The sequence below is a fragment of the Pseudomonas sp. 32A genome (genome assembly GCF_052682255.1).
Map to the genome: position 1 here is coordinate 6,895,996 of NZ_JBQYLY010000001.1, position 25,736 is coordinate 6,921,731.

General features: G+C 61.9%; 19 protein-coding genes. 1 reads left to right on the forward strand and 18 read right to left on the reverse strand.

Features of this window, described 5'->3' with window-relative positions; all coding sequences use genetic code 11:
* Positions 1–141 precede the first annotated feature (141 nt).
* From ACUN0G_RS31495 to ACUN0G_RS31555, 13 genes are all read right to left on the reverse strand, one after another.
* Positions 142–546, reverse strand: a complete 405-nt coding sequence (locus tag ACUN0G_RS31495) for a TraR/DksA family transcriptional regulator (RefSeq protein ID WP_003214706.1) — start codon at positions 544–546, stop codon at positions 142–144.
* Positions 547–948: 402 nt separating this feature from the next.
* On the reverse strand, positions 949–1,986 hold the full coding sequence (locus tag ACUN0G_RS31500; RefSeq protein WP_088425630.1) for an ABC transporter permease: 1,038 nt from the start codon (positions 1,984–1,986) through the stop codon (positions 949–951).
* A gap of 59 nt (positions 1,987–2,045) precedes the next feature.
* Positions 2,046–3,605, reverse strand: a complete 1,560-nt coding sequence (locus tag ACUN0G_RS31505; RefSeq protein WP_445575299.1) for a sugar ABC transporter ATP-binding protein — start codon at positions 3,603–3,605, stop codon at positions 2,046–2,048.
* A gap of 63 nt (positions 3,606–3,668) precedes the next feature.
* Positions 3,669–4,604: a sugar ABC transporter substrate-binding protein gene (locus ACUN0G_RS31510; RefSeq protein ID WP_258345183.1), complete on the reverse strand. Its 936-nt coding sequence runs from the start codon at positions 4,602–4,604 to the stop codon at positions 3,669–3,671.
* 366 nt (positions 4,605–4,970) lie between these two features.
* Positions 4,971–6,011, reverse strand: a complete 1,041-nt coding sequence (locus tag ACUN0G_RS31515; protein WP_421553795.1) for a Gfo/Idh/MocA family protein — start codon at positions 6,009–6,011, stop codon at positions 4,971–4,973.
* Between the two features lie 126 nt (positions 6,012–6,137).
* Entirely contained in the window at positions 6,138–6,998 is an 861-nt protein-coding gene (locus ACUN0G_RS31520; RefSeq protein ID WP_445575300.1) for a sugar phosphate isomerase/epimerase family protein, read from the reverse strand.
* A 146-nt stretch (positions 6,999–7,144) separates the two neighbouring features.
* Positions 7,145–8,155 (reverse strand): Gfo/Idh/MocA family protein, encoded by a 1,011-nt coding sequence (locus tag ACUN0G_RS31525; protein WP_258345176.1) that lies wholly within the window; start codon positions 8,153–8,155, stop codon positions 7,145–7,147.
* A 19-nt stretch (positions 8,156–8,174) separates the two neighbouring features.
* The gene (iolD, locus tag ACUN0G_RS31530) at positions 8,175–10,106 is read right to left on the reverse strand and encodes a 3D-(3,5/4)-trihydroxycyclohexane-1,2-dione acylhydrolase (decyclizing) (RefSeq protein WP_445575301.1); all 1,932 of its coding nucleotides are present in this window, start codon (positions 10,104–10,106) and stop codon (positions 8,175–8,177) included.
* 10 nt (positions 10,107–10,116) lie between these two features.
* Positions 10,117–10,932: a TIM barrel protein gene (locus tag ACUN0G_RS31535; protein WP_445575302.1), complete on the reverse strand. Its 816-nt coding sequence runs from the start codon at positions 10,930–10,932 to the stop codon at positions 10,117–10,119.
* A 28-nt stretch (positions 10,933–10,960) separates the two neighbouring features.
* Positions 10,961–12,463 (reverse strand): CoA-acylating methylmalonate-semialdehyde dehydrogenase, encoded by a 1,503-nt coding sequence (locus ACUN0G_RS31540; RefSeq protein ID WP_201140311.1) that lies wholly within the window; start codon positions 12,461–12,463, stop codon positions 10,961–10,963.
* A gap of 25 nt (positions 12,464–12,488) precedes the next feature.
* Complete coding sequence (gene iolB, locus ACUN0G_RS31545; protein ID WP_445575303.1) at positions 12,489–13,283, reverse strand: 5-deoxy-glucuronate isomerase; 795 nt, start codon at positions 13,281–13,283, stop codon at positions 12,489–12,491.
* On the reverse strand, positions 13,280–14,173 hold the full coding sequence (iolE, locus tag ACUN0G_RS31550) for a myo-inosose-2 dehydratase (protein WP_445575304.1): 894 nt from the start codon (positions 14,171–14,173) through the stop codon (positions 13,280–13,282). Before iolE ends, iolB begins: the two co-directional genes overlap by 4 nt.
* A gap of 157 nt (positions 14,174–14,330) precedes the next feature.
* Positions 14,331–16,268 (reverse strand): bifunctional 5-dehydro-2-deoxygluconokinase/5-dehydro-2-deoxyphosphogluconate aldolase, encoded by a 1,938-nt coding sequence (locus ACUN0G_RS31555; protein ID WP_445575305.1) that lies wholly within the window; start codon positions 16,266–16,268, stop codon positions 14,331–14,333.
* Positions 16,269–16,571: 303 nt separating this feature from the next.
* Between ACUN0G_RS31555 and ACUN0G_RS31560 the strand changes: the two genes are divergently transcribed.
* Complete coding sequence (locus ACUN0G_RS31560) at positions 16,572–17,468, forward strand: MurR/RpiR family transcriptional regulator (RefSeq protein WP_177070964.1); 897 nt, start codon at positions 16,572–16,574, stop codon at positions 17,466–17,468.
* Between the two features lie 114 nt (positions 17,469–17,582).
* On the opposite strand, the gene ACUN0G_RS31565 is transcribed toward ACUN0G_RS31560, so the two are convergent.
* The 5 genes from ACUN0G_RS31565 to ACUN0G_RS31585 form a co-directional block, all read right to left on the reverse strand.
* Positions 17,583–19,286 (reverse strand): AMP-binding protein, encoded by a 1,704-nt coding sequence (locus ACUN0G_RS31565; protein ID WP_445575306.1) that lies wholly within the window; start codon positions 19,284–19,286, stop codon positions 17,583–17,585.
* Positions 19,287–19,317: 31 nt separating this feature from the next.
* Positions 19,318–20,616 (reverse strand): acetyl-CoA C-acetyltransferase, encoded by a 1,299-nt coding sequence (locus ACUN0G_RS31570; protein ID WP_445575307.1) that lies wholly within the window; start codon positions 20,614–20,616, stop codon positions 19,318–19,320.
* Positions 20,613–21,503, reverse strand: coding sequence for a MaoC/PaaZ C-terminal domain-containing protein (locus ACUN0G_RS31575; RefSeq protein WP_445575308.1), 891 nt, complete (start codon positions 21,501–21,503; stop codon positions 20,613–20,615). The genes ACUN0G_RS31570 and ACUN0G_RS31575 overlap by 4 nt, the downstream gene beginning before the upstream one ends.
* A gap of 2 nt (positions 21,504–21,505) precedes the next feature.
* Positions 21,506–22,849, reverse strand: a complete 1,344-nt coding sequence (locus tag ACUN0G_RS31580; RefSeq protein WP_445575309.1) for a 3-oxoacyl-ACP reductase — start codon at positions 22,847–22,849, stop codon at positions 21,506–21,508.
* 159 nt (positions 22,850–23,008) lie between these two features.
* Positions 23,009–25,546, reverse strand: coding sequence for an acyl-CoA dehydrogenase (locus tag ACUN0G_RS31585; RefSeq protein WP_445575310.1), 2,538 nt, complete (start codon positions 25,544–25,546; stop codon positions 23,009–23,011).
* Positions 25,547–25,736: the final 190 nt, after the last annotated feature.

The following is a 25,736-nucleotide window of genomic DNA, read 5'->3' on the forward strand; positions in this document are numbered from 1 at the left end:
TCAATAGACAGCGGTAATACGGGCGAAATCTATGTAGGAGCGAGCTTGCTCGCGAAGAACCTGAGAGCACCGTTGGGTATCAGGTTTCCCGCGTTATCGTGAACGACCTTCGCGAGCGAGCTTGCTCCTACACGGGGGGCATCAGGCTTGGCGCTGATGCTTGTCGATTTGCTCGTGGCGCTCTTGCGCTTCGATGCAGTACTTGGTGGTCGGGCTGATCAGCAGGCGCTTGAGGCCAATAGGCTCGCCGCTGTCATCGCACCAGCCGAAGGAGTCTTCCTTGATACGGCCCAGGGCCTGCTCAAGTTGCGGCAGCATGCGCTGGTCGCGGTCGATGGCATTCACCAGCCAGGTGCGCTCTTCTTCGACAGACGCGGCATCAGCCGGGTCAGCCGGGGTGTCCAGGCTTTCAATGGCGATGCGGTTCTGCTCGATGCGCTCGTGGTGTTCCACTTTCATGTCTTGCAACAACTTCTCGAAAAAAGCGTGCTGCTCGGCATTCATGTAGTCATCCGCCGGCATGGCCAGCAACTTTTCCTTTGTCATTGATTTCTCTATAAAAAATACGTGCATTAAGGCGAATAAGGGAGCGTTCCGGCCGACCTCTGCAGGTCTCGGAAAGGCGCCGTCCATTTCAAGCGCCACCCGGCACTCAATTTACGAGGGGCGGCAGTCTAAGGCCGACTTGAGGGCTCAGCAACTGAAATGACAGGCATTTTTTCCAAGATAACCCGCAAAGGCACCAGGACGGGCTCGGCGAACGGTCATCGGAGTGCGTTTATAGCAAGAAATTCAGTGTTGTGGAGCTATATAGAAGACAAACGGTTAAATGTGGGAGCGGGCTTGCTCGCGAAAGTAGTGTGTCAGTCACTGAATGTTTAACTGATACACCGTCTTCGCGAGCAAGCCCGCTCCCACATTTCGACCGATGCGGCCGTGAGGACCGTGTTAGCGCTTGAGTTTGCGCTTGTTGCGATACTGGTCGATCACCACCGCCACCACGATGATCAGGCCCTTGATGATGTCCTGGATGTACGCATCCACGCCGACGAAGGTAAACCCGCTGGCCATCACCCCGAGGATCAGCGCGCCGATCACGGTGCCGGTGATGCGCCCTACCCCGCCCGCCAGGCTGGTACCGCCGATCACTGCGGCGGCAATCGCGTCCAGCTCATAGGACATGCCCATGCCCGCCTGCCCGGTGGCGGCCCGCGCCGAGGCCACTACACCGGCCAGGCCCGCCAGCAAGCCGGCGATGCTGTAGACGATGATCAGGTGGCGCTTGACGTTGATCCCCGAGGTGCGCGCCGCCTGCATGTTGCCGCCGATGGCGTAGGTGTATTTGCCGTACTTGGTGTAGCGCAGGGCGATATGGAAGATCACCGCCACCACCAGGAAGATCACCACCGGCATCGCGCCGTGGCCGATGGCCGTGTAGGAGTCCGAGAGCATGCTCACCGGCTGGCCTTCGGTGTAGTAACGCGCCAGGCCACGGGCCGAGACCATCATGCCGAGGGTCGCAATAAACGGTGGAATCCCGGTGACCGCAATAATGCTGCCGTTGATGGCCCCCGCCAGCAGCCCCACACCCAGCCCCATCGCCACGGGTATCCACACCGGCAGGTCAGTCAGGGACGGAAACACCGCACGGGAAAAGTCGGAAGTCTGCGCCAGACTGGCGGCGATCATCGCCGACAAGGCCAGCACCGAGCCCGAGGACAAATCAATCCCGGTGGTGATGATCACCTGAGTCACGCCAATTGCCAGCAGGCCGATGATCGACACTTGCAGGATCATCAACACCAGGCGCTGGGAGTTCATCAGGAAGCTCTGGTCGCGCACGATCCAGCCGAACAACTCAAACACCAGGCCGATGCCAATCAGCACCAGCAGGATGCTCAGCTCGGTGGGCATGCGTCGACGGTGCTTGACCGGCGCCGTGGCGGGCTTCTTTTCCTCGGGTTTGCTTTCCAGTATCGCGTTCATAACCACTCACCTTTTTTATCGCGTTGCGCCGGCCACAACGGGCCGGCGCCGTCTGTTCGTTAGTGGACCGCCGTCATACCGGAAGCCAGTTGCATGACTTTTTCCTGGGTCGCGTCGGCGCGGTCCAGGGTGCCCATCAGTTCGCCTTCATGCATCACCATCACCCGGTCGCTCATGCCCAGCACCTCCGGCAGCTCCGAGGAAATCATGATCACGGCCATGCCTTCGCTGGCCAGGTAGGAAATCAGCCGGTAGATCTCGGCCTTGGCCCCCACGTCGATACCGCGGGTGGGTTCGTCGAGGATCAGCAGCCGCGGGTTGGTCATCAGCCAGCGGGCCAACAGGGCTTTTTGCTGGTTGCCACCGGACAAGGTGTCGATGCACTGTTCCAGGGACGGCGTTTTCACCCGCAGCTTGGTGCACATGTCTTCGCACAGGGCGCGCAGGGCTTTTTGCTGGATGAAGCCATTGCCGGAGTAATGCGGCAGCACGGCCATTTCCATGTTTTCCAGCACCGACAGGCAGGGGAACAGGCCGCTGAGCTTGCGGTCTTCGGTCAACAGCGCGAAGCCCTTCTCGATGGCCATGTGCGGGTCGGTGATGCGCACAGTCTTGCCGTCCAGCTGGATCTCGCCGCCGGAGCTTGGGGTGATGCCAAAAATGGTTTCGGCCACATTGGTACGACCGGAGCCCATCAACCCGGCGATGCCGAGAATCTCCCCGGCGTGCAGGTCAAACGACACGCCCTGGAATACCCCGTCCAGGCGCAGGTCGCGCACCGACAGCAGCAGGTTGCCGATAGGCTTGTCGCGCACCGGGAACAGCTGGCTCAGCTCACGCCCCACCATCATCGAGATCAGGCTGTCGCTGTCCATGCTGTCGGCCCGTTGCAAGCCGATATAGGCGCCATCGCGGAACACCGCCACTTCATCGGCAATGGCGAACACTTCGTTCATTTTATGGGTGATGTAGATGATGCCTTTGCCCTGGGACTTCAGGTCGGCAATGATCGAAAACAGGTGGGCCACTTCCTTGTCGGTAATGGCCGAGGTCGGTTCATCCATGATCAGGATGTCGGAGTCGTAGGACACTGCCTTGGCAATCTCGACCATCTGCCGCTCGGCGATGCTCAGGTTGCCGACGTGCTCTTCCGGGTCGAGGTTGATCCGCAGCCGCGCCAGCAGTTCGGCGGTGCAGCGGTGCATTTCCCGGTGGTTGACCATGTGCAGGCCGTTGAGCTGTTCGCGGCCGATCCAGATGTTCTCGGCGATGCTCATGTGCGGCATCAGGTTGAGTTCCTGGTGGATCATCGCGATCCCGGCCTTCTGCGCCGCCAACGGCGTTTCGAATTTGATCGGCTTGCCACGCAAGCGGATTTCACCGGCGTCGGGCTGATAGATGCCGGCGATGATCTTCATCAGCGTCGACTTGCCCGCACCGTTCTCGCCCATCAGCGCCAGCACCGAGCCGGGGCGCACCCGCAGCTGCACATCGGCCAGGGCCACGACGCCGGGAAAGCCTTTGCTGATGTTGGAGATTTCCAGCAGGTAGGGCTCGATCAGCCCGTCGGGTTGAGGGCCCGGCAGCGGGGCTTGCGAAGCAGTCGCTTGAGCAAACATATCGGGTACTCCGTCAGCAGGGCCGCCGTGGCTGCCCTGCCGGTTTATTGTTGTTATTAAGGGCTACTTGAAGTCTTTGACGTTGTCCGGGGTGATCAGCTTGAACGGGATCACCACGTTCTGCTCGACCGGCTCGTGCCTGGCCATCTTGCGCGCCGCTTCCACCGAACCTACGGCCTGGCCATTGGCGTCCTGGAACGCCGAAGCGGCCATGTCGCCCTTGGTAATCGCGTTCAAACCGTCCGGTGTGCCATCCACCCCGGCGATCAACACGGTGCCCGGCTTGGTGCCCGCCGACTTCAACGCCATGGACGCACCGATGGCCATCTCGTCGTTGTTGGCCAGCACCGCGTTGAATTCACGGCCTTGGGTCAGCCAGTCGTTGACCAGGGTCATGCCCTTGTCACGCAGCCAGATCCCGGTCTGTTCCTGCTCGATCTTGATGTCCGGGTATTTGGCCAGGACTTCCTTGACACCCTTGGTGCGGTTGGTGGTGGAGTTGTTCGCCAGGTCACCCAGCAGGATCACGATCTTGCCCTTGCCGCCGAGCTTTTCGGCGATGTACTGCATTTGCAGGCGACCCGCCTCGACGTCATCGGAGGTCACCGCCACCACGCCCTTGGGTAATTCTTTCTGGTCGGGACGCCGGTTGACGAACACCAGCGGAATCCCCGCCTTGGTAGCTTCGGTGATAATGTTCTTGGTCGATGCGGTATCGACCGGATTGACGATGATGGCATCGACTTTCTGACTGATGAAGCTCTCGACCTGGCTCAGTTGCTTGACCACATCGGCGCGGGCGTCTTCGAACTGCAGCTGCACGCCGTCACCCTTGGGGTAGGACTTGGCTTGCTTGTCCATGTCCTCACGCAGATAAGTCAGGAAGGTGTCATCGAACGCCGACATGCTCACGCCCACCTTGATATCGGCAGCCGTAGCGAAACCACTGGCGAGCATCATGGACAGGGCCAGCGCGGTAAAACGGATCGGGGTCTTCATGAACGGTCTGTCTCCAATTTCTTGTTGGTTTTGTGGACGTTGCGTTTTTCAGAGCGAAGCGGTCGGCAGTCGAACGATCGGCGCCCCCGGAATGCAGCACACCAGGGAGCCCTTGCTTTCGACGCACAGGACATTCAGGAGGGAGAAATAAAACGGCCGGGCGCGGGGCAGACCGCGAGGCTTGAGGGCAGGACGTAAAACTCGCAGTACAGCGTTGAAGATTTTCATCTGACGGTACCTGGTTGTTTTGATCTTGTTTTTGTCGAGTCGCCCGAATCGAGTCCGAACGTACTTTATGCAACCTGGAAAAGACTTTATTGGAAAATAATTTCCATATCAACCTGTTTTAGAATTTTATTCTATTTTTCACCTGTGCGGCTCCACAGCCGCCATTTCCACCACCTGCTGACGCTCGGCGCTCAGGCGCGCCGCGTCCAGTACACGGGTGGTTGCCAAGGCATCGAGGGCATTCACCGGCAACTCGCCATGGCCTTCCACGGCGTTTTGCAGCTGACTGTAGAACTGATTCCAGCGGCCCTTTTCCGACGGCACCCGCTCACGGTCCGGACCTTGTTCAAACCAGCCCCAGCGTCGGTGCTCTTCGGCGCCCCAGTGCTCGCCTTCGGTTTTCGGGGTCTTGCCGGCCAGCAGCGCGTCTTCCTGGCCGTCCAGCCCTTCGACGGTGTAACAACCGGCCGTGCCGTTCACCCGAAAACGCGGGGCCTGGCTGTTTTGCAGGGCATTGCCCCACAGGTGCGAAATCACCCCGTTGGCGTGGGTCAGCGATACAAAGAAACCGTGATCCACGTTGGGCTCATCGGCGGTGTAGTACAACTGGGCGAACACCCGGTCCACCGGGCCGAACAGCTGCATGGCCTGGTCCACCAGATGGCTGCCCAGGTCCCGCAGGAATCCGCCGCCGCTGGCGTTGCCCACGGAGTCTGGGTTGTAGCGCTCCACCCGGGATTCAAAGCGAGTGACGGTGCCGAGGGCACCGGCATCGATCAGTTTGCGCAGGGTCAGGAAATCCGAATCCCAGCGCCGGTTCTGGTAGACGCTGAGCAGCACGCCCTGGCGCTCGGCGGCGGTAATCAAGGCCTGGGCCTGTTCGGCGTTGCTGGCGAAGGGTTTGTCGCTGACCACCGCCACACCGTGCTCAATGGCCTCCAGCACCAGGGCCGGACGGCCCTTGAGGGTGGTGGAGATTACCAGCACGTCGACACCGGCTTCGGTGATCTGCCCGATACTGTCGAAGGCCTTCACTCCGGGGTGATCCGTCGCCAGTTGCTGGCGACGTTCGGGTGACCGTGTCACCACGCCGACAAAGGTCGCCCCCGGCAGGCTGGCTATCAGGGGTGCATGAAATACACGGCCACCTTTGCCGTATCCAACCAGTCCGATTCGCATGGGTCGATTCCTTGATCGTTCCCACGCTCTGCGTGGGAATGTAGCCCGTGACGCTCTGCGTCACATTAAGAGCGGACGCGGAGCGTCCAGCGAGGCGTTCCCACGCAGAGCGTGGGAACGATCTATCTAACAGCAGAGTTCGCGGGTCACCCGCTCCAGCATCATCCGGTTGGACTCATCCGGCCGGTCTTCCCAGGCAAACACCGACACCGTGGCGATGCCGTCGAACTTGATTTCCCGCAGGGTGCCGAAAAACGCTTCCCAGTTCACCTCGCCCTGGCCGATGTCCAGGTGTTGGTGCACGGTGGCAGTCACGCCTGGCGGGTTGACGATGTAGCGCAGGTTGGACGAAGCGCGGTGGTTGTAGGTGTCGGCGATGATCAAGTGACTGAGTTTGGAGCCTGCGTACTTGAGCATCGAGGCGATATCGCCCTTGCCGTCGTCATAGAAGAACGTGTGCGGCGCGGCGTAGAGGTAGTTGATCCAGTCGCGGTCGAGGCCGCGAATGATGTCCACCGACTCGTTGTTGCGCTCGCAGAAGTCGTACGGGTGCGCCTGGATATCCAGCTTGACGCTTTCGCGTTCGAACTCCGGCATCAGCTCGTCCATGGAGCGCATGAACTGGTTCTCGCACACCAGCGGGTTGTCGGACTGGCCGGTGAATTCGGTATTGACCAGCTCGCAGTCCATTTCCACGGCGATCTGGATCGCGCGTTTCCAGTTGCGTACGGCGGCAACCCGCAGGCCTTCGTCGGCGGCGGCCCAGTGGTACATGGGCAGCAGCGATGAGAGTTGCACGCCGGCATCGCTCAAGGCCTTGCGAAACTCCTTGATGCGCGCCCGGTCGACCCGGGCCGCCTTGTAGAACGGCAGGAAGTCTTCACGGGGTGAGAGTTCGATGTGCTGGTAGCCGAGCTCGGCGGCCTTGTCGACCATCTGGCCGAGAGGCAGGTGGCGGTACATGTAGGGGTCTAATGCGATGCGCATAATATGAAGTCTCCCGGATCGCCTTATGTGGGAGCGGGCTTGCTCGCGAATGCGGTGTGTCAGTTAATGAATTTGGATACTGATCCACCGCATTCGCGAGCAAGCCCGCTCCCACACTGACTGCGTTACATCAGTGAGGGTTGTGGTTAGCCGTAGAAATGCGGACGTTCTGGCAGGCCCACCTTCACAATCTGCCCACTGTTCTGCGCCTCAATGCACGCATCCGCCGCCACCGCCGCCGCAAAACCATCCCACGCCGACGGCCCACCCACTTGCCCTGCCCTCACACCGTCGATAAACGCCTGCAATTCGACGTCATACGCCGCGATAAACCGGTCTTTCCAATCCATCAGAATTGCATTCGACAGCTTGGCCTCGCTGCGCATCTGCACCTGGGACGGCTCCGGCAATTTCGCAATACCGGTCTCCCCCACCACTTCGCACTGAATGTCGTAGCCGTACTGGCAGTTCACAAACACTTCCACATCGATGCGCGTGCCCTTGGCGGTTTCCAGCAGCACGATCTGTGGGTCACGCAAGTGCGCCAGCGCCTTGCTCGATTTACGCGGGAACACCACTTGCACCGACACATAGTCATCGGCCAGCAACCAGCGCAACACATCCAGCTCGTGGATCAGCGTGTCGGTGATCGCCATGTCGGTCTTGTAGTTTTCACCCACCCTCGGGTTACGGTGCGCGCAGTGCAGCATCAACGGCTCGCCGATCTGGCCGCTGTCGATCACCGCTTTCAAGGCGCGATAACCCTGGTCATATGGACGCATGAAGCCCACCTGCACCAGGCGTTTGCCGTGGGCCACTTCGGCCTCGACGATCTTGCGGCAGCCTTCGGCAGTCACCGCCAGCGGCTTCTCGCAGAACACCGGTTTGCCGGCGGCAATCGCCGCCAGGACGAACTCTTCGTGGCTCGGGCCCCAGGAGGTGACGAGGATCGCCTCGACTTGCGGCGAGTTGATCAGCGCGTGGCCGTCCGGGTAGACCTCGGCGGTGAGTTTCAGGTCCGAGACAACCTTAGCAGCCTGCTCGAGGTTGATGTCGGTCACGGCCACCACCTGGCTGTTGAGCAGGGTCTGGCTGCAACGACGAATATGATCCTGGCCAATGGCGCCAGTACCGATAACTCCAAGCTTCAACGACATGAAAACACTCCTCTTGTTATTAGTACTGCCGAGCCTTGGCCAGGCGTTCATTGAGTTGTTTGGCCACCGCGTCGGTGCGTTCGCTGGTGGACACCTGCGCCACACCGACGCGCCACCACGACATGTATTTGTGGATCATGGTTTTCGGCAGCACCTTGATATCAATCAGCGTCGACACCGTTTGCGTGCGCGCATCGGCCAGCGCCGCCTGCAGCTGCTCCACGGTGTTGACCTTGTAGGTCTTGCAGCCATAGGCCGCCGCGCTCATGGCGAAATCCACCGGGACGAAACCGCCGTCGAGCTTACCGGTCTCGGGATTGCGGAAGCGGAACTCGGTGCCGAAGCTGTCCATGCCGTGTTCCATCTGCAAATTGTTGATGCAGCCAAAGGTCATGTTGTCCAGCAGCACCACGTTGATCTTGCGCCGCTCCTGGATCGAGGTGGCCAGCTCCGAGTGCAGCATCATGTAGGAGCCGTCGCCCACCAGTGCGTACACCTCGCGCTCGGGCTCTGCCAGCTTCACGCCCAATGCGGCGTTGACCTCGTAGCCCATGCACGAATAACCGTATTCGACGTGGTAGGTGTTCACGCCCTTGCTGCGCCAGCTGCGCTGCAAGTCACCCGGCAGGCTGCCGGCGGCGGCGACGATGATTGCGTCGTCGGCCAGGGCTTCGTTGAGCACACCGAGTACGCGGCTTTGGGTCAGGCAGGAACCGGTCAGTTCGATGAATTCGCGCAGCACCGCCGGGTCCATGTGGTCGTTGATTTCCGGGACGAAGTTTTCAGTCTGGTATTCCGCCTGGTAGATCCGGTCGACCTCGACGTCCAGCTGCGCCTTGGCATCCCGTGGTTGATCGCCCCAGCTGGAACGATAGTCGCCCAGGGCTTCAGCCAGAGCTTCCAGGCCGACCTTGGCATCCGCCAGCAGCTGCACGCCATCGAGTTTCAGTGCATCGCAAGGGCTGATATTGAGGTTGAGAAACTGCACCTCGGGATGCTTGAACAGTGACTTCGACGAGGTGGTGAAATCGGTATAGCGCGTGCCGATACCAATGATCAGGTCGGCTTCCGGTGCCAGCAGGTTCGCCGCCAGGCAGCCGGTTTCACCGAGGCCGCCGAGGTTCAGCGGATGGCTGGACACCACTGCGCTCTTGCCCGCCTGGGTTTCCGCGAAAGGAATGTCGAAGCGCTCGGCAAAGGCTTGCAGCGCGGCATTCGCGCCGGAGTACTTGACCCCGCCGCCACACACGATCAGCGGTTTACGCTTGCCCTTGAATGCCGCCACGGCATCCCCCAGCATCGCTTCGGTCGCCGGGCGCCGGTCGATCCGGTGCACGCGCTTTTGCAGGAAGTAGTCCGGGTAATCCCAGGCTTCACCCTGTACATCCTGCGGCAGGGCCAGGGTCACGGCGCCGGTTTCCGCCGGGTCGGTGAGCACGCGCATGGCGTGAATCGCCGCCGTCATCAGCTGTTCCGGGCGGTTGATGCGGTCCCAGTATTTGCTGACGGCACGAAACGCGTCGTTGGTGCTGATGCTCAAGTCGTGGAACTGCTCGATCTGTTGCAGTACCGGATCGGGTTGGCGACTGGCGTAGACATCACCGGGCAACAGCAGCAGCGGAATCCGGTTGGCGGTCGCGGTCGCCGCAGCGGTCAACATATTCGCCGCGCCCGGCCCTACCGAAGAGGAGCACGCGTAGATCTTGCGGCGCAAATGCTGCTTGGCAAAACCAATCGCGGCGTGGGCCATGCCTTGCTCGTTGCGGCCCTGATGCACCACCAGGTCGCCGCTGTCCTGTTCCAGGGCCTGGCCCAGGCCCAGCACATTGCCGTGGCCGAAAATCGTGAAGATGCCGGCGACAAACTTGCTTTGAACACCGTCAACTTCGATGTACTGGTTATCCAGAAACTTCACCAGGGCCTGGGCCATGGTCAATCGGGTTGTGGTCATGGAGTGCCCCTTATCGTTTCTGCAGGTGGGCGATACTCGCCCCCAACGCCTGCTTGATATCTGCCAGGCCGTGCCCGCTTTCGGCGAACGGTTCGAACGACAGGTAACCGCTGTAGCCGGTGCTGAGCAAGGTGTCGATCTGCGCGGCATTGCCCAGGATATCGCCCTCGCCTACCAGCACACGGTGACCGTCGCGAATCGAATTCAGCGGTGCGTCGGCATCTTCCACACCGGAGATGTGCACCAGCCCGGTCAGCTCGGGAAAGAACTCATGTTCGCTGGCCAGGTGGTGGTGGAAGGTGTCGTGCACCACGCGGAACACATCCAGCCCGCCGATGGCCTTGATCGCATCCACTGCCACGCGCTTGCGGCGCAGGGAGCATTCTTCAAACCCCAGGGGTTCGACAAAACCGAGAATCCCGTATTCACGCAGGATCGGCGCCAGTTCACTCAAGGCCGTACGCAAACCGGCTGCGCGCTGGGCTTCGTTGCGCGGGTCGGCGCGGTCGTTCAACGGGCACATCACCAACGCCTGCGCACCGCTCTCGCGGGCATAGGCGGCCAACTTGATGGCCTGGGCGCGGCGCTCGTCATTCCATACATCAAACGGGTACAACGCGTTGATCGACAGCACGGTGATGCCGTGCACCGCGCACAGTTCGCGCACGCGGCTGGCGGGAGTGCCGTCTTCAATCTCGATGCCCTTGAGGTCGTTACGGATCTCGATGGCGTCGCATTTCAGGGTCACCGCCAGCTGGATAAAGTCCGGCAGGGAAAGGCTGGGGGCGACCATGCGGTTCAGGGCAAAACGTAGAGGCGACTTCATTATTGTTGTGCTCCACACTCGAAAACATTTACTTGGCGGTTGGCATGCTGAATTCAGGGCCCTTGGCGATGCTGTCGGGCCAGCGTTGCATCACGCTTTTGTAGCGGCTGTAGAAACGAATGCCTTCTTCACCGTAGGCGTGGTGGTCGCCGAACAGCGAGCGCTTCCAGCCACCAAACGAATGCCAGGCCATCGGCACCGGAATCGGCACGTTGATGCCGACCATGCCGACCTTGATGGTGCGGGCAAAGGCACGGGCGATGCCGCCGTCGCTGGTGAAACACGACACGCCGTTGCCGAACTCATGGGCGTTGATCAAGGCCACGGCGCTGGCAAAATCCGCCACCCGCACGATGCCCAGCACCGGCCCGAAGATCTCTTGCTGGTAGATGCTCATCTCGGTGGTGACGTTATCGAACAAGGTCGCGCCGACGAAGAAACCACCCTCCGCGCCCGGCACCTTGAAGCCCCGACCGTCGACGATCAGCTTCGCGCCCTGGGCCACGCCCTGGTCGATAAAACCTTCGACCTTGGCCTTGTGTTCGGCGGTGACCAGCGGGCCCATCTCACTGTCTTTTTGCATACCGTTGCCGACCTTCAGCTGATCGATACGCGGCAGCAGTTTTTCGATCAGCTTGTCGCCGACATCGCCCACCACCACGGCAATCGAGATCGCCATGCAGCGCTCGCCGGCCGAGCCGTAAGCCGCGCCGATCAAGGCATCAGCTGCTTGATCCAGGTCGGCGTCCGGCATCACGATCATATGGTTCTTCGCCCCGCCCAATGCCTGCACACGCTTGCCGCGCTGAGTGGCCTGCTGGTGGATGTACTCGGCAATCGGCGTGGAGCCAACAAACGAAATCGCCTCGATATCCGGGTGCTGCAACAGCCCGTCAACCGCGCTCTTGTCGCCCTGCACCACGTTGAACACGCCGTCGGGCAGCCCGGCTTCGGTCAGCAGGCGGGCCATCAGCAAACTGGCGGATGGGTCGCGCTCGGACGGCTTGAGGATGAAGCAGTTACCGGTGGCCAACGCCAGCGGGATCATCCACAGCGGCACCATCACCGGGAAGTTGAACGGGGTGATGCCGGCGCACACCCCCAGTGGCTGGCGCAGGTTCCAGTTGTCGATGCCGCCGCCGATGTTGTCGCTGAAATCGGTTTTCAACAGATTCGGCGCGCCACAGGCGTACTCGACGATCTCAATGCCGCGAGTGACTTCGCCCTTGGCGTCGGAGAACACTTTGCCGTGTTCGCGACTGATGATTTCGGCCAGCTCGTCATGGTGCTGGTCGAGCAATTCCTTGAATTTGAACAGCACCCGCGAACGGCGCAGGGACGATTGCTCGGACCACGCCGGGAAGGCTTTGAGTGCCGACGCGACGGCTTCATCGACGGTCTTCTGACTGGCCAACCCGACGCGGGCCTGGACTTCGCCGGTGGCCGGGTTGAACACATTGCTGAAGCGCTCGCTACTGCTGTCCTGCACCTGGCCGTTGATGTAATGGCCGATTACCGGGGCATTGCTCATTGTTCTTGTTCTCCGTCGAAAGTGCTTAAAGATCCAGCAGCCAGCTGTGCTGCGGGTCGTTATGGAAGTGCCAGGCGCGCTTGGGGCCGGCCATCACGTTCAGGTAGTAAGACTCGTAGCCATACGGCACGCTGACCGGGTGATACCCCTTGGGCACCACCACCAGGTCGCTGTTTTCCACGGCCATGGCCTGGTCGATGCTGCGGTCGTCGGTGTAGACCCGCTGGAACACAAAGCCCTGGGGCGGGTTGATCTGGTGGTAATAGGTTTCTTCAAGAAAGCTCTGGTGCGGCAGATCGTCGGTGTCGTGCTTGTGGGGCGGGTAGCTCGACGAGTGACCGGACGGCGTGCGCACTTCCACCACCAGCAGCGAATGGGCGGGTTCGCTGTCAGGCAGGATGTCGCACACATAGCGGGTGTTGGCGCCCTTGCCGCGTACGCTGCGCTTGCATTGCTCGGGGCGGATCAGGCGTGGCACCAGGCCTGCTTCGGTGGAGCCGGGAGCAGCGCAGACGGCGATTTGTACGTCGCTCAACGCGGTGACCTGGGCGTCGGTGCCCGGTGGCAGGTAGGCGGCGTAGGGGGATTTGTCTTCGAAGACCGAGTGGCGGTCACCGAGGTTTTCCCAGTTGAAGCCTTCGCCCTGAATCGTCACCCGGCCGCTGAGCAGCACCAGGCACAGCTCTTTATCACCGGCCGTCACGGGCAGGGTTTCGCCCAGGCTCAGGCGGTAGGCGGCAAACCCTACATATTCCAGGCGCCCTTCTTCCAGGGCGACCATGGTTTGCCCGCGTTTGCTGCTTTTGACCAACAGGCTCATTGTCCAACCCTCTCGCTGAGAAGCGCGCGCAGCGTGTCGTAGCCTTTCTTCGCATAGATGTAGCTCGGCGCCACGGCTGGATCCTGTTCCGCCTCCACCACCAGCCAGCCCTTGTAATGGGCGGCCAGCAGCACGTCCAGCAATGCGGCGAAGTCGATATCACCGTCGCCGGGCACGGTGAAGGTGCCGTTGACGATGCAGTCCGGGAAGCTCCACATCTGGTTGCGCGCCAGTTGCACCACCGGCTTGCGCACGTCCTTGAAGTGCACGTGGCAGATGCGGTCGATGTGTTTGCGCAGCACCTCGATGGGTTCGCCGCCGCCCATGTAGCAGTGGCCCGAGTCGAACAGCAGACCGACTTCCGGGCCGGTGCGGCGCATCAGTTGGTCGATGTCGTCCGGGGATTCGACGTAGGCGCCCATATGGTGGTGGTACGCCAGGCGCACGCCCTGGGACAGGGTGAAGCGCGCCAGTTCGGTGAGTTTGTCGGCGTACTCCTGCCAGGCCTGTTCGCTGTGGAAACGCGGGCGTTCCATCAGGCGTACCGGTGAACCCTGGATCGAGTCGGCGACTTCACCGTACACCAACACGCTGGCGCCGTTTTCGCGCAGCAGTTCCACATGGCTGGCGATGGCTTCAATTTCTTCCGCCACCGAGCGCCGGGCCAGGCGGCTGGAGTACCAGCCGGAGACCAGTGCCAGGTCATAGGGGCGCAAGACATCGCCAACGCCCTTGGCATCCTTGGGGAATTTACCGTTGAGCTCGAAACCTTCGTAGCCGATGTCCTTGCCTTCGCTGAGGGCCGTGCTCAACGGCGTTTCGCGGCCCAGGGCCGGCAGGTCGTCGTTGCTCCAGGAGATCGGGTTGATGCCAATTCGGATAGCGGGCATGGCTGCACCTATTATTGTTTTTTCAGATAACGTGAAATCGGGCTTTCTGTAGGAGCGAGCTTGCTCGCGAAAAACCTGAGGACGCCGCGTTCATCCAGAATGCCAGCGTCATCGTTAACGACCTTCGCGAGCAAGCTCGCTCCTACAGTGGAATCAATTAACCGCGGGCGCTGCGCCAGGCATTGATCAGCTGTTCGAATATGCCTTGGGCTTGTTGAATCAGCCCCTCATCGTCAATCTCCCCCGCCAGCCAGGCACGGCTTGGCTCCTGGAAGATCGTGCGGCCCACGGCGAAACCGCGGCAGGTCTGGCTCTGGCTGGCTTGCTGGAAGCCATCGGCCAGACATTCGGCGGAAGCGTTCAGGCCCAGCAGCACCACGCCCCGGCAGTAGGGATCGCGTTCCTGGATCAGTTCGTCGAGCTTTTTCCAGTCCGCCGCCGACTGCGCCTCGATCTTCCACCACGCCGGGTAGATGCCCAGGTTGTACAGGCGCTTGAGGCTGCGGTAGAGCACGTCGGGATAGATGGACGGATGGTCCTTGGGCGGCACGATTTCCAGCAGCAACTCATGCCCGCTGACCAGGGACGCTTGATACAGGGCCTTGAGTTGAGCTTCCTGTTCCAGGCGCAGCAGCGGCTCGTCGTCGGGGTGGAATTGCACCAGGCACTTGATGATTTGCTCCTGGGGCCAGGCAATCAGGTTGCTGCCCACCGAGCGGCCGTGTTCAAAGGCCAGCGGCCGTGAGTTCTGGACTTCCACCGGACGGGCGATCCACCAGCCGCGACCGCTGGCGGCGTTCAGCGCGTCCTGGCCGAAGCGTTGATCGGCCAGAATCCCGACGTCAGCCTCGACGCCCTGCTCCGCCAGTTTGCTTTCAACCCGTTCGACGGCCTGGATAAACAGTTGCTTGAGGGCGCTGATGCGCGCCGGGTCCTGCCCGCCTTTTTGGGCCAGTTCCACCAACTGCCAGCGGTGGTCGAAGGCAAACACAAACAGCTGCTTCCAGGCTTTGCGCGGCACGCTGACCCGGTGCAGGCGTTGCAGCACCGCGTCCTGGTCCGGGCGGGTTATCGGCACCGGGCTGTTGAACAGGTAATCGAGTTCGGCACGGGTCGGCATCGCCGGTGCGCAGGCATGGCGCGACACCACCAGGCCGCCGCAGGCATTGGCCAGCTGGCAGCAGCGCTCGTCGCTGGCGTCTTCAAGCCAGCCACTGAGGAAGCCGGACATAAAGGCATCACCGGCGCCCAGGACGTTGAGCACTTCCACCCGCACGCCAGGGTAGATGGCGCCGTCTTCGAGGCGGGCCGGGATGTCGCCGTGGATCACCGTGCAGCCCTGCGGGCCAAGCTTGACCACCAGGGTTGCGCAAGTCAGGCCGCGCACGGTACGCAAAGCTGTCAGCAAATCTTCGCTGCCACCGGCAATCAGGAATTCTTCTTCGGTGCCGACGATCAGGTCGAAGCGCGGGAGGATCTTCTGCACGTGCTGGCTGACATTCTGGTCGGCCACAAACCGGGTTTCACCGTCGGCCTTGCCGGCCAGGCCCCAGAGTACCGGGCGGTAGTCGATGTCGAGCACGCGTTTGACGTTGTGCTGCTCGGCGTAGTCCAGGGCCTGGATGCTGGCCTTGTACACGCCGTCGGTGGAGAAGTGAGTGCCGGTGATCAGCAGCGCCTTGCTGGAAGCAATGAAGGCTTCGCTGATGTCTTCGGCGCGCAGGGCCATGTCGGCGCAGTTCTCGCGGTAGAACACCAGGGGAAAGGTTTCGCGATCCTTGAGACCCAGCAGCACCAGGGCGGTGAGGCGTTCCGGGTCGACCTTGATGCCGCTGACATCGCAGCCTTCACGGGCCAGGGACTCCAGCAGGAAACGCCCCATATGGTCGTCCCCCACCCGGCTCAACATCGCCGACTTGAGCCCCAGCCGCGCGGTGCCGAACGCGATGTTGGCGGAGGAACCGCCGAGGTACTTGGCGAAGCTTGAGACATCCTCCAGCCGTGCACCCACTTGTTGTGCGTAAAGGTCGACGCCCAGGCGTCCCAGGCAAATCAGATCCAATTGACGCCCACTGGCAAAACGAGTCTGGCCCATGCTGGCTCCTGTTATTTTTATCAGCCTGCGTGTGCCGTCGTGGTGGCGGCATACGCTCTTGGTGCAAGCAGACTAGAACGTCTGGCGGCGCCAATCAATATTTATTCTATAAATATTTTTCGTGGAATATATTTTCCAATAAGCCATCATCGGCGTGTTCCAGCCACGGTGCATCGTTTCAGCTGCACCGTGGGGCGGGATGCCGAGGTATTTTTTTGCGCCTACCCTGTAGACTTGCGCACATCGACTTATTGTCAGGGGCGACTGAACGCGCCCTATAAGAACAAGCCAGAAGGATTCCCTATGTCCCAGAGCGCCCCGGAAGACGCACTCGCCAGCCCGCCGCTGAACGCCGAGCGGCTGTTGCAGCTGATCACCGATGAATACGAGAGCCTGCCGCGCCAGCTCAAGCGCATCGCCAGCTACATGAGCCAGCAGAGCGACCGGATCATGGTCGACCGCATCAGCGACATCGCCCGTGAATGCGAAGTGCACCCGTCGGCCATCGTGCGGTTTTCCCAGCGTTTCGGGTTCAGTGGTTTCAGTGAGATGCAGGCGTTGTTCCGCGAGGCCTACACCCACAAGACCACGCCGGTGCAGAACTACCAGCAACGCATCCGCAGCATGATCGCCAACAAGTCGCAGAAAGCCAGCGGCGGCGACCTGGCGCGTGAGTGCGTGAATGCCACCCTGTCGGGGATCGAGCGCCTGGGGCTGGAGCTGGATGACGCGGCCTTTGAAAAGGCCGTGGACCTGGTGGTGAATGCCGACAATATCTACGTGGTGGGCGTGCGCCGTTCGTTCGCCGTGGCGGATTACCTGGTGTACAACCTGCAGCACACCAACAAGCGGATTCATTTGGTGTCGGGGTTGGGCGGCAGTTATCGCGAGCAGATGCGCAGCGTACGGGCGAATGACCTGGTGATTGCCATCAGCTTTACGCCCTACGGCAAGGAAACCCAGCACTGCCTGCGGATTGCCCAGCACCATCAGGCCAAGACGCTGATTATTACGGACAGCAACCTGTCGCCCCTGGCCAAGCGGGCGAGTACGGTGTTGCTGGTGAATGAAGGCTCGTCGTTTGCGTTCAGGTCACTGAGTGCGACGCTGTGCCTGTGCCAGGCGTTGTTTATTGCCGTGGCATATCGGCTGGAATTGAAGGTCGATGAGATTCATGAGCAGGTGGGGTTCGACGACTGACGATCGTTCCCACGCTCCGCGTGGGAATGCAGCCCCGGACGCTCCGCGTCCAAAGCGTGACGCAGAGCGTCACAAGAGGCGTTCCCACGCAGAGCGTGGGAACGATCGTAAGGCTTAACGCAGTGCCCGGCGCAGCACCTTGCCCACCGTCGTCTTGGGCAACTCCTGCGTACGAAACTCCACAAACCGCGGCACCTTGTACCCCGTCAGATACTCCCGGCAATGCGCCAGAATCTGTTCCTGGGTCAAGCTTTGGTCCTTGCGCACCACGATGATTTTCACCCGTTCGCCGGTCACGCCATCCTCCACCCCAATCGCCGCCACTTCCGCCACGCCGGGATGCAACGCCACCACGTCTTCGATTTCGTTGGGGTACACGTTAAACCCGGACACCAGGATCAGGTCTTTCTTGCGGTCCACCAGGCGGATGAAGCCCTGCTCATTCATCACCCCGATATCCCCGGTGGACAGCCACCCTTCGGCATCCAGCACCTCGGCGGTTTCCGCCGGGCGCTTCCAGTAACCCTGCATCACCTGCGGCCCGCGCACTTGCAGTTCGCCAGGCTCACCCAGCTCCGCCAGTTCACCGTCCTCACGAACAAACCGCACCCAGGTCGAGGGCAGCGGTACGCCGATGCTGCCGGTGAATTCCATCTCGCGCATGCGTGAGATGTCGATGGGGCTGATGCTCACCACCGGCGAGCACTCGGTGAGGCCGTAGCCTTCGATGATCGGCAAGCCGGTGACTTCCTTCCAGCGCTTGGCCACGGCGGTGTGGGTGGCCATGCCGCCGGCAATCACCATGCGCAGGTCGGAAAAGTCCCGGGCGCAGAACTCTTTGTTTTCCAGCAGGCCATTGAACAGCGTGTTCACCCCGGCAATCCCGTTGAAACGCTCCTTGCGCAGGATCATCTGCACCCGTTTCACGTCCCGTGGGTTGGCGATCAGGATGTTGCGCCCGCCCAGGCACATGAACATCAGGCAGTTCACCGTCAGGGAAAAGATGTGGTACAGCGGCAGCAGCGTGACGTTGGTTTCCTGTTGGTTCTGGTCCAGTTGATCACCCACCCACGCCTTGGCCTGCAACAGGTTGGCGATGATGTTGCGATGGCTGAGCATCACGCCCTTGGCGTCGCCGGTGGTGCCGCCGGTGTATTGCAGGAAGGCCAGGTCTTCGCGGTTCATCGGCACGGCCAAATGGGTCTGGCCGCGCCCCTGTTTCAATACCTGGTTGAAGCGTACGGCGCCCGGCAGATTGAAGCGCGGGACCTGCTTTTGCACGCTGCGCAGGATGAAGTTCATCGCCGCGCCCTTGAAGGTGCCGAGCAGATCGCCGATGGCGGCAATCACCACGCGTTTGACGGTGCTGGCGGCCACCACCTTCTCCAGGGTGTGGGCGAAGTTTTCGAAGATAACGAGGGTCTCCGCTCCGCTGTCCTTGAGCAAATGCTGCAGCTCCCGGGCGGTGTACAGCGGGTTGACGTTGACCACCACGGCGCCCGCGAGGATCGTGCCCAGCAGGCAGATCGGGTACTGCAAGCAGTTGGGCATCATCAGCGCCACACGGTCGCCCTTCTTCACGCCCTGGGCTTGCAGCCACGCGGCAAAGGCGATGCCCTGCACTTCCCAGTCGGCGTAGGTCATCTCGGTGCCGATGCTGACGTAGGCGACGCGTTCACTGAATTTGTGCAGGTGCTCCAGGAACACCTCGCGCAACGACGGGTAGTCCTCGATGCCGGCGTCGATGTCTGCCGGTACGCCGGGCAGGTAAGCGTTCAACCAGAGGCGTTCGGTCTGTTCCAGGCTTACAGCGTTCATGGCAGTCTCCTTGTTGTTTTTATGGTGGGAACTACTTTTCGACGATAGCGGTAATGCCCAGCCCGCCCGCGGCGCAGATCGAAATCAAGCCTCGGCCGCCGCCCCTCTGGTGAATAGCCTTGGCCAGTGCTGCGAGCTGCCGGCCACCGGTGGCAGCGAACGGGTGACCGCAGCCGAGGGAGCCGCCGTTGACGTTCATTTTGGCGCGGTCGATGCTGCCCAGCGGCGCGTCGAGGCCCAGGCGGTCGCGGCAATAGTCCGGGTCTTCCCAGGCCTTGAGGGTGCACAGCACCTGGGCGGCGAAGGCTTCGTGGATCTCGAACAGGTCGAAGTCGGCAAACGTCAGGCCTTCACGCTTAAGCATGCGTGGCACGGCGTAGGCCGGGGCCATCAGCAGGCCTTCGGTGCCGTCGACGAAATTCACCGCTGCGGTTTCGCCGGTTCGCAAATAAGCCAACACCGGCAAGCCACGTTCGGCGGCCCATTCCTCGCTGGCCAGCAGCACCACTGAGGCGCCATCGGTCAGGGGCGTGGAGTTGCCGGCGGTGAGCGTGCCGTTCTGGCGGTCGTAGGCCGGGGACAGGCCGGCGAGTTTTTCCAGGCTGGCGTCGGCCCGCAGGTTGTTGTCCCGGGCCAGGCCGCGATACGGGCTGATCAAATCATCGAAGAAACCCTGCTTGTAGGCCGCGTCCAACCGTTGGTGACTGGTGAGGGTCAGTTCGTCCTGGGCCAGGCGCTTGATCTGCCAACGCTTGGCCATTTCTTCGCAGTGCTCGCCCATGGACAGGCCAGTGCGCGGTTCGCCGTTGCGCGGCAGCAGCGGCTTGAAGAACATCGACGGGCGCACACTCATCAGTGCCTTCAACTTGGCGCCGGTACCCTTGGCGCGGTTGGCTGAAAGCAAGGTGCGGCGCAGGGACTCGTTGATGCCGATCGGCGCGTCGGAGGTGGTGTCGGAACCGCCGGCAATGCCCACTTCGATCTGCCCGAGGGCGATCTTGTTCGCCACCAGCAACGCCGCTTCCAGGCCCGTGCCGCAGGCTTGTTGCAGGTCGTAGGCCGGGGTTTCGGGAGAGAGCGTGGTGGACAGCAGGCTTTCCCGGGCCAGGTTGAAATCCCGGGAATGCTTGATCACCGCACCGGCAGCAAACTCGCCCAGGCGCAGGCCGTGAAGGTTGTAGCGGTCCACCAGGCCTTGCAGGGCGGCGACCAGCAAATCCTGGTTGCTGTCATGGGCATACACCGTATTGGAACGGGCGAACGGAATGCGGTTGCCGCCGAGAATCGCCACGCGGCGGGTCGGGGCCGGGTTGAAGCTGTAGTCACTCATCGAGGGTTCTCATTCCAGATAAACAGCCCACGCATATGGGATTTGTCACCGGCGACATTGCGCACTTCAAACTCACGACGTGGGCCGGTTGGCGGGACGTTCCACAAGGCGACCTGGCCGGGCAGGAAGATCGGCAACTTGAAATCGCAGTGGGCTTCGGCCTGCGCCAGTCCACCCGGCGGTTGCTGCGCGGCCAATGCGCGGCCCAGCGTCCACATGCCGTGGGCGATGGCCCGGCGAAAGCCGAAGAGTTTGGCGCCAATCACCGAGGTGTGAATCGGATTGAAATCCCCCGAGACCTTGGCGAAACGCCGCCCGAGGTCGGCCGGCAGCACCCAGCGTTGGGTACGCAGCAAACCTTCTTCCTGCAACGGCAGCACGTCGTCCCACGGTTCGCCGACCGGGGTTTTAATGTCACGCCGCAGGTACAGGCTGTCGCTCTCCCACACCAGGGTGCCCGCACTGTAGGCACGGGTGGCGATGCTCAAGGCCTGGCCCTTGGGATGGGCGACCCAGCGCTCGCAATACACCTCCAGCCGCAGGGCCTGGCCCTCCTCCAGCCGTTGATGCTGACGGATGCGATTGGCCAAATGCACCATGCCGCTGGCCGGGTACGGGAAGCTCGGCCGGGTCAGCAGCATCAGGTGCAGCGGGAACGCCAGCACATGGGGATAGGACAGCGGCACGCCTTGCTCGCGGCGGAAACCACAGGCCCGACCGTAGGCCGCGATCCCCTGGGCAGACAGCTCAACGGCCGAACGCACCAGGCGTTCTGTCGGCAACGTCGGCGTACCTTCCACTTTGGGTTTGCGCAAGGCCAAGACACCGTCCAGCAACAGCCGCGAACGTGAGGGCGGTGGGTCAATAATGTGCGTCACGTAATCCATCGTCAGGCTCCCAACAGGCTTTGGCCGCAGACCCGCACCACCTGGCCATTGACCCCGCCGGAAGCTGGATGCGCCAGCCAGGCGATGGTTTCCGCGACGTCGATGGGTTGCCCGCCCTGGGACATGGAATTCATCCGTCGCCCTGCTTCGCGAATCATCAGTGGGATCTTCGCGGTCATCTGGGTTTCGATAAAACCGGGAGCCACAGCATTCACCGTCACCTGCTGCGCCGCCGCCTGGGGTGCCAGACCTTGCACCAGGCCGATTACACCGGCCTTGGACGTGGCGTAGTTGCTTTGCCCGAGGTTGCCGGCAATGCCGGAAATCGACGAGACACACACGATCCGCCCACCCGGGTTCAGGCCTTGGCTTTCCAGCAATGCGGTGCTCAGGTGCAGCGGCGCTTCCAGGTTGACCGCCAGTACGCTGCGCCACGCGGCTTCGGTCATCTTGGCAATGGTCTTGTCGCGGGTGATCCCGGCGTTGTGCACCACCACGTCGAATGCGCCGTGTTGGCTGATATGGGCTTGCAGCTGCTGCGCGGCGTCGGTGGCGGTGATGTCCAGCGCCAGTGCGCTGCCACCGACACTGCTGGCCGCCTGTTCCAGGGATTCCTGGGCCTGGGGCACATCCACGCAGACCACCTGCGCGCCGTCACGGGCCAGCACCTGAGCGATTGCCAGGCCGATGCCACGGGACGCGCCGGTGACCAGGGCACGGCGGCCGCCGAGAGGTTTGTCCCAGTTGATGTCGGTTTGGCTGTCGACTGGTTTTTCCAGACGCACCACCTGCCCCGAGACATAGGCCGAGCGCCGCGACAGGAAGAACCGCAGGCTGCTTTCCAGCGCACCTTCGGCACCGGGCGCGACGTAGATCAACTGCACGGTGATTGCCCGGCGCAGCTCCTTGGCCAATGAGCGCACCAGGCCTTCGAGGGCACGCTGAGCAATGGCCTGCGGCAAGTCCTTGCACAGCTCCGGCGCAGTGCCGAGCACCACCACCCGGGCGTGTTGGCCCAGGCGCTTGGCGTTGGCGTGAAAAAATTCGTAGAGCTCGTCCAGTTGCTTGAGGTCGGCGATGGTGCTGGCGTCGAACACCGCGCCCTGGACTTTGACCGTAGAGGGCGCCTTGAGGGTCGCGGCGGTGGCGGGCACCGTGTCGGTGGCACTGAAGATGCGCTGGATCTCAGCAGCCAGGCGCCCTGCCCCGGCGACGATCACTGGGTTGGCCAGACCTTGTTGGCCGCTGCGATGACGTTGCAGCGCCAGGGGTTGCGGCAGCCCGGCAGTCTGCGCCAGCCAGCGGCCCCAAGGGGAATTGACGAACGAGAGGTAGCTGTCACTCATGGATAAATTCACTCACAACACTGTCTTTCCATGGAAACCCGATCCCTGTGGGAGCTGCCTTGCCTGCGATTGCGGTGTGTCAGCCAACACATCTGGCCCTGAACCAACGCTATCGCAGGCAAGCCAGCTCTCACATTGACCGTGTTCCCCCAGTTCCAATCAGTTGACCGGCGCGTTTTCGCTTTGGTTGGCGCGGCGCCTGGCGGTCGGTTTGGCGGCCTGTTCCAGCGCCTGTTGGCGCTGTTGCAAGGCTTCCAGCAAGCCGAAGTCCTGCGGGAAGTCGTCCACCTGGATCGCGTGATCGCCGTATTCCACATAACGCGCCAGCAAGCTGTCTTCGTCGTCGCTGATCAGGTCCAGCGCCCGTGCCTTGACCCGCCACGGGGTAAACGCAGTACCGGAAATCGGCATCGGTTCGATCAGGCCTTGCTTGATCGCACCCTTGAGCCGCGCCTCGATCAGTTCCACTTGTGGCAACAGACGGAAGCCCAGTTCGCCATATGCAAGCTTGTCGATTTCAGGCCGCGGGATATAGGAATTGCCCAGCAAGCGGTCACGGCTTTCCCCCGGTACCTGCACCAGGTCCGCCACTTGCGCCAGCAGGCGATCCGATGGTTTGCGCAGGGGAATGCCAAACGGGAAGGTCAAGCCACGCATCACCGCCGCCGCTGCTTTCGACGGATAGTTGTCGAGCACTTCAGCCAGGGCTTCATGGGCCCGCAGCAAGGCGTCCTGAGCCGCCCAATGCACCAGCGGCAGATCTGCCTGGGGCCGGCCATCATCTTCAAAGCGCTTGAGCACGCAGGACAGGATGTACAGCTGGGACAGAATGTCTCCCAACCGCCCGGTGATACTTTCCTTGCGCTTGAGGGCACCGCCCAGCACGCCCATGGAAATGTCCGAGATCAACGCCAGCACCACCGACAGCCGATTGGCCTGGCGGTAGTAGGACGCCAGCGCCGGATCAGTCTTGCCCGGCACCGAAATCAAGCGCCCGCCCGTCAGCGAATGCACTGCGGCACGTACGGTATTGGCCAGCACAAAACTCAGATGGCCGAACATCGCGCTGTCGAAATCCACCAGGGCCTTGCGCCGGTCGGTGTTGCGCGCCGCTTCCATCTCGCGGAACACATAGGGATGGCAACGAATCAGGCCCTGGCCGTAGATGATCAGGCAGCGGGTCATGATGTTCGCGCCTTCCACCGTGATGGCGATGGGGCTTTGCTGGTAGGCCCGGGCGAGGAAGTTATTGGGCCCCATGCAGATGCCTTTGCCGGCGACGATGTCCATGCCGTCGTTGACGATGATCCGCGCGCGCTCTGTGACGTGGTATTTGGCGATGGCCGAGATCACCGACGGCTTTTCACCGGCATCCAGTGACGCCACTGAAACCTTGCGCACCGCATCGCAGGCATACAGATGCCCGGCCATGCGTGCCAGGGGCGCTTGTACGCCTTCGAACTTGCCGATCGGCAGGCCGAATTGTTTGCGCATCGCCGCATAAGCGGTGGTGCCGCGCACGGCCACCTTGCCCAGGCCGACGTTGGCCGACGGCAGGGAAATCGCCCGGCCAGCCGCCAGGCATTCCATCAACATGCGCCAGCCGTTGCCGACTTGTTCGCGGCCACCGATCACCCATTCCAGCGGGATAAACACATCCTTACCGGTGGTTGGGCCGTTCTGGAATACCGCGTTGAGTGGCCAGTGACGCCGGCCGCTGTTCACGCCTGGGTGGGAAGTCGGGATCAGCGCACAGGTGATGCCCAGGGAGCCGGGCTGGCCGAGCAAACCGTCCGGGTCTTCGGCGCGGAATGCCAGGCCGAGTACGGTGGCGATTGGGCCGAGGGTGATGTAGCGCTTGTCCCAGGTCACGCGGAAACCCAGCACTTCCTCGCCTTCGTGCAGGCCTTTGCAGACGATGCCCAGGTCTGGAATGGCCCCGGCGTCAGAGCCGGCATACGGGCTGGTCAGGGCGAAGCACGGGATGTCTTCGCCACGGGCCAGGCGTGGCAGGTAATAGTTGCGCTGGGCGTCGGTGCCGTAGTGCAGCAGCAGTTCTGCCGGGCCCAGGGAGTTGGGCACCATCACCGAAATCGCCGCTGCCGAGCAACGGGTCGAGAGCTTCATCACCACTTGCGAATGCGCATAGTGGGAGAAGCCTTTGCCGCCGTACTGCTTGGGAATGATCATGCCGAGGAAGCCGGCATCCTTGGTGTACTGCCAGCCTTCGGGGGACATGTCTTGCCAGACCTGGGTGGTTTCCCAGTCGTTGGACATGTCGCACAGGGTCTCTACTTCGTTGTCGAGGAAAGCCTGTTCTTCAGCGCTGAGACTGGCCGGTGCGGCTTGCAGCAGCCGCTCCCAGCGGGGTTTGCCGCTGAACAGCTCGGCGTCCCACCACACGGTGCCGGATTCGATGGCAGCGCGCTCGGTGTCGGACATCGCCGGCATGATGCTGCGGAAAAGGCCCAGGGCCTTGCTGGTCAACAGCGCGCGGCGCAGGGGTTTGATCGTCAGCAGCAGCGCGGGCAATAGCACCAGCACCGTCACCACACTGGCGCCGAAACCGGCGACCACGTTGAACAGGTAACCGACCGCCAGCCAGACCAGGCCGGCACCCAGCCAGAGGGTGGCAGCGGCTTGTCGATACGCCAGGGCAATCGCTGCTGCGAGTCCCGCCAATAACCAGATAACCATGGGGATACCTCTACTCAATTCAGGGTACGGCCAACGCCCAAGCAGATCGGAATGACCTGTGACGTAAAGCCACACTACAAACTTGAAAAGATAAATTCAAATTTTGTTTTGAAATTTTTATTTAATGCTTGGGCGAAAAAATCAGCGGCTGAATGGATCAGCCGGTCAGGTCAATGGAAAAGGGATCGGA

What these genes read in the sequence shown, in the direction of transcription:
- ACUN0G_RS31495 (WP_003214706.1), bottom strand. Translation starts at nt 546, where the DNA reads ATGACAAAGGAAAAGTTGCTGGCCATGCCGGCGGATGACTACATGAAT.
- ACUN0G_RS31500 (WP_088425630.1), bottom strand. Translation starts at nt 1,986, where the DNA reads ATGAACGCGATACTGGAAAGCAAACCCGAGGAAAAGAAGCCCGCCACG.
- ACUN0G_RS31505 (WP_445575299.1), bottom strand. Translation starts at nt 3,605, where the DNA reads ATGTTTGCTCAAGCGACTGCTTCGCAAGCCCCGCTGCCGGGCCCTCAA.
- ACUN0G_RS31510 (WP_258345183.1), bottom strand. Translation starts at nt 4,604, where the DNA reads ATGAAGACCCCGATCCGTTTTACCGCGCTGGCCCTGTCCATGATGCTC.
- ACUN0G_RS31515 (WP_421553795.1), bottom strand. Translation starts at nt 6,011, where the DNA reads ATGCGAATCGGACTGGTTGGATACGGCAAAGGTGGCCGTGTATTTCAT.
- ACUN0G_RS31520 (WP_445575300.1), bottom strand. Translation starts at nt 6,998, where the DNA reads ATGCGCATCGCATTAGACCCCTACATGTACCGCCACCTGCCTCTCGGC.
- ACUN0G_RS31525 (WP_258345176.1), bottom strand. Translation starts at nt 8,155, where the DNA reads ATGTCGTTGAAGCTTGGAGTTATCGGTACTGGCGCCATTGGCCAGGAT.
- iolD (WP_445575301.1), bottom strand. Translation starts at nt 10,106, where the DNA reads ATGACCACAACCCGATTGACCATGGCCCAGGCCCTGGTGAAGTTTCTG.
- ACUN0G_RS31535 (WP_445575302.1), bottom strand. Translation starts at nt 10,932, where the DNA reads ATGAAGTCGCCTCTACGTTTTGCCCTGAACCGCATGGTCGCCCCCAGC.
- ACUN0G_RS31540 (WP_201140311.1), bottom strand. Translation starts at nt 12,463, where the DNA reads ATGAGCAATGCCCCGGTAATCGGCCATTACATCAACGGCCAGGTGCAG.
- iolB (WP_445575303.1), bottom strand. Translation starts at nt 13,283, where the DNA reads ATGAGCCTGTTGGTCAAAAGCAGCAAACGCGGGCAAACCATGGTCGCC.
- iolE (WP_445575304.1), bottom strand. Translation starts at nt 14,173, where the DNA reads ATGCCCGCTATCCGAATTGGCATCAACCCGATCTCCTGGAGCAACGAC.
- ACUN0G_RS31555 (WP_445575305.1), bottom strand. Translation starts at nt 16,268, where the DNA reads ATGGGCCAGACTCGTTTTGCCAGTGGGCGTCAATTGGATCTGATTTGC.
- ACUN0G_RS31560 (WP_177070964.1), top strand. Translation starts at nt 16,572, where the DNA reads ATGTCCCAGAGCGCCCCGGAAGACGCACTCGCCAGCCCGCCGCTGAAC.
- ACUN0G_RS31565 (WP_445575306.1), bottom strand. Translation starts at nt 19,286, where the DNA reads ATGAACGCTGTAAGCCTGGAACAGACCGAACGCCTCTGGTTGAACGCT.
- ACUN0G_RS31570 (WP_445575307.1), bottom strand. Translation starts at nt 20,616, where the DNA reads ATGAGTGACTACAGCTTCAACCCGGCCCCGACCCGCCGCGTGGCGATT.
- ACUN0G_RS31575 (WP_445575308.1), bottom strand. Translation starts at nt 21,503, where the DNA reads ATGGATTACGTGACGCACATTATTGACCCACCGCCCTCACGTTCGCGG.
- ACUN0G_RS31580 (WP_445575309.1), bottom strand. Translation starts at nt 22,849, where the DNA reads ATGAGTGACAGCTACCTCTCGTTCGTCAATTCCCCTTGGGGCCGCTGG.
- ACUN0G_RS31585 (WP_445575310.1), bottom strand. Translation starts at nt 25,546, where the DNA reads ATGGTTATCTGGTTATTGGCGGGACTCGCAGCAGCGATTGCCCTGGCG.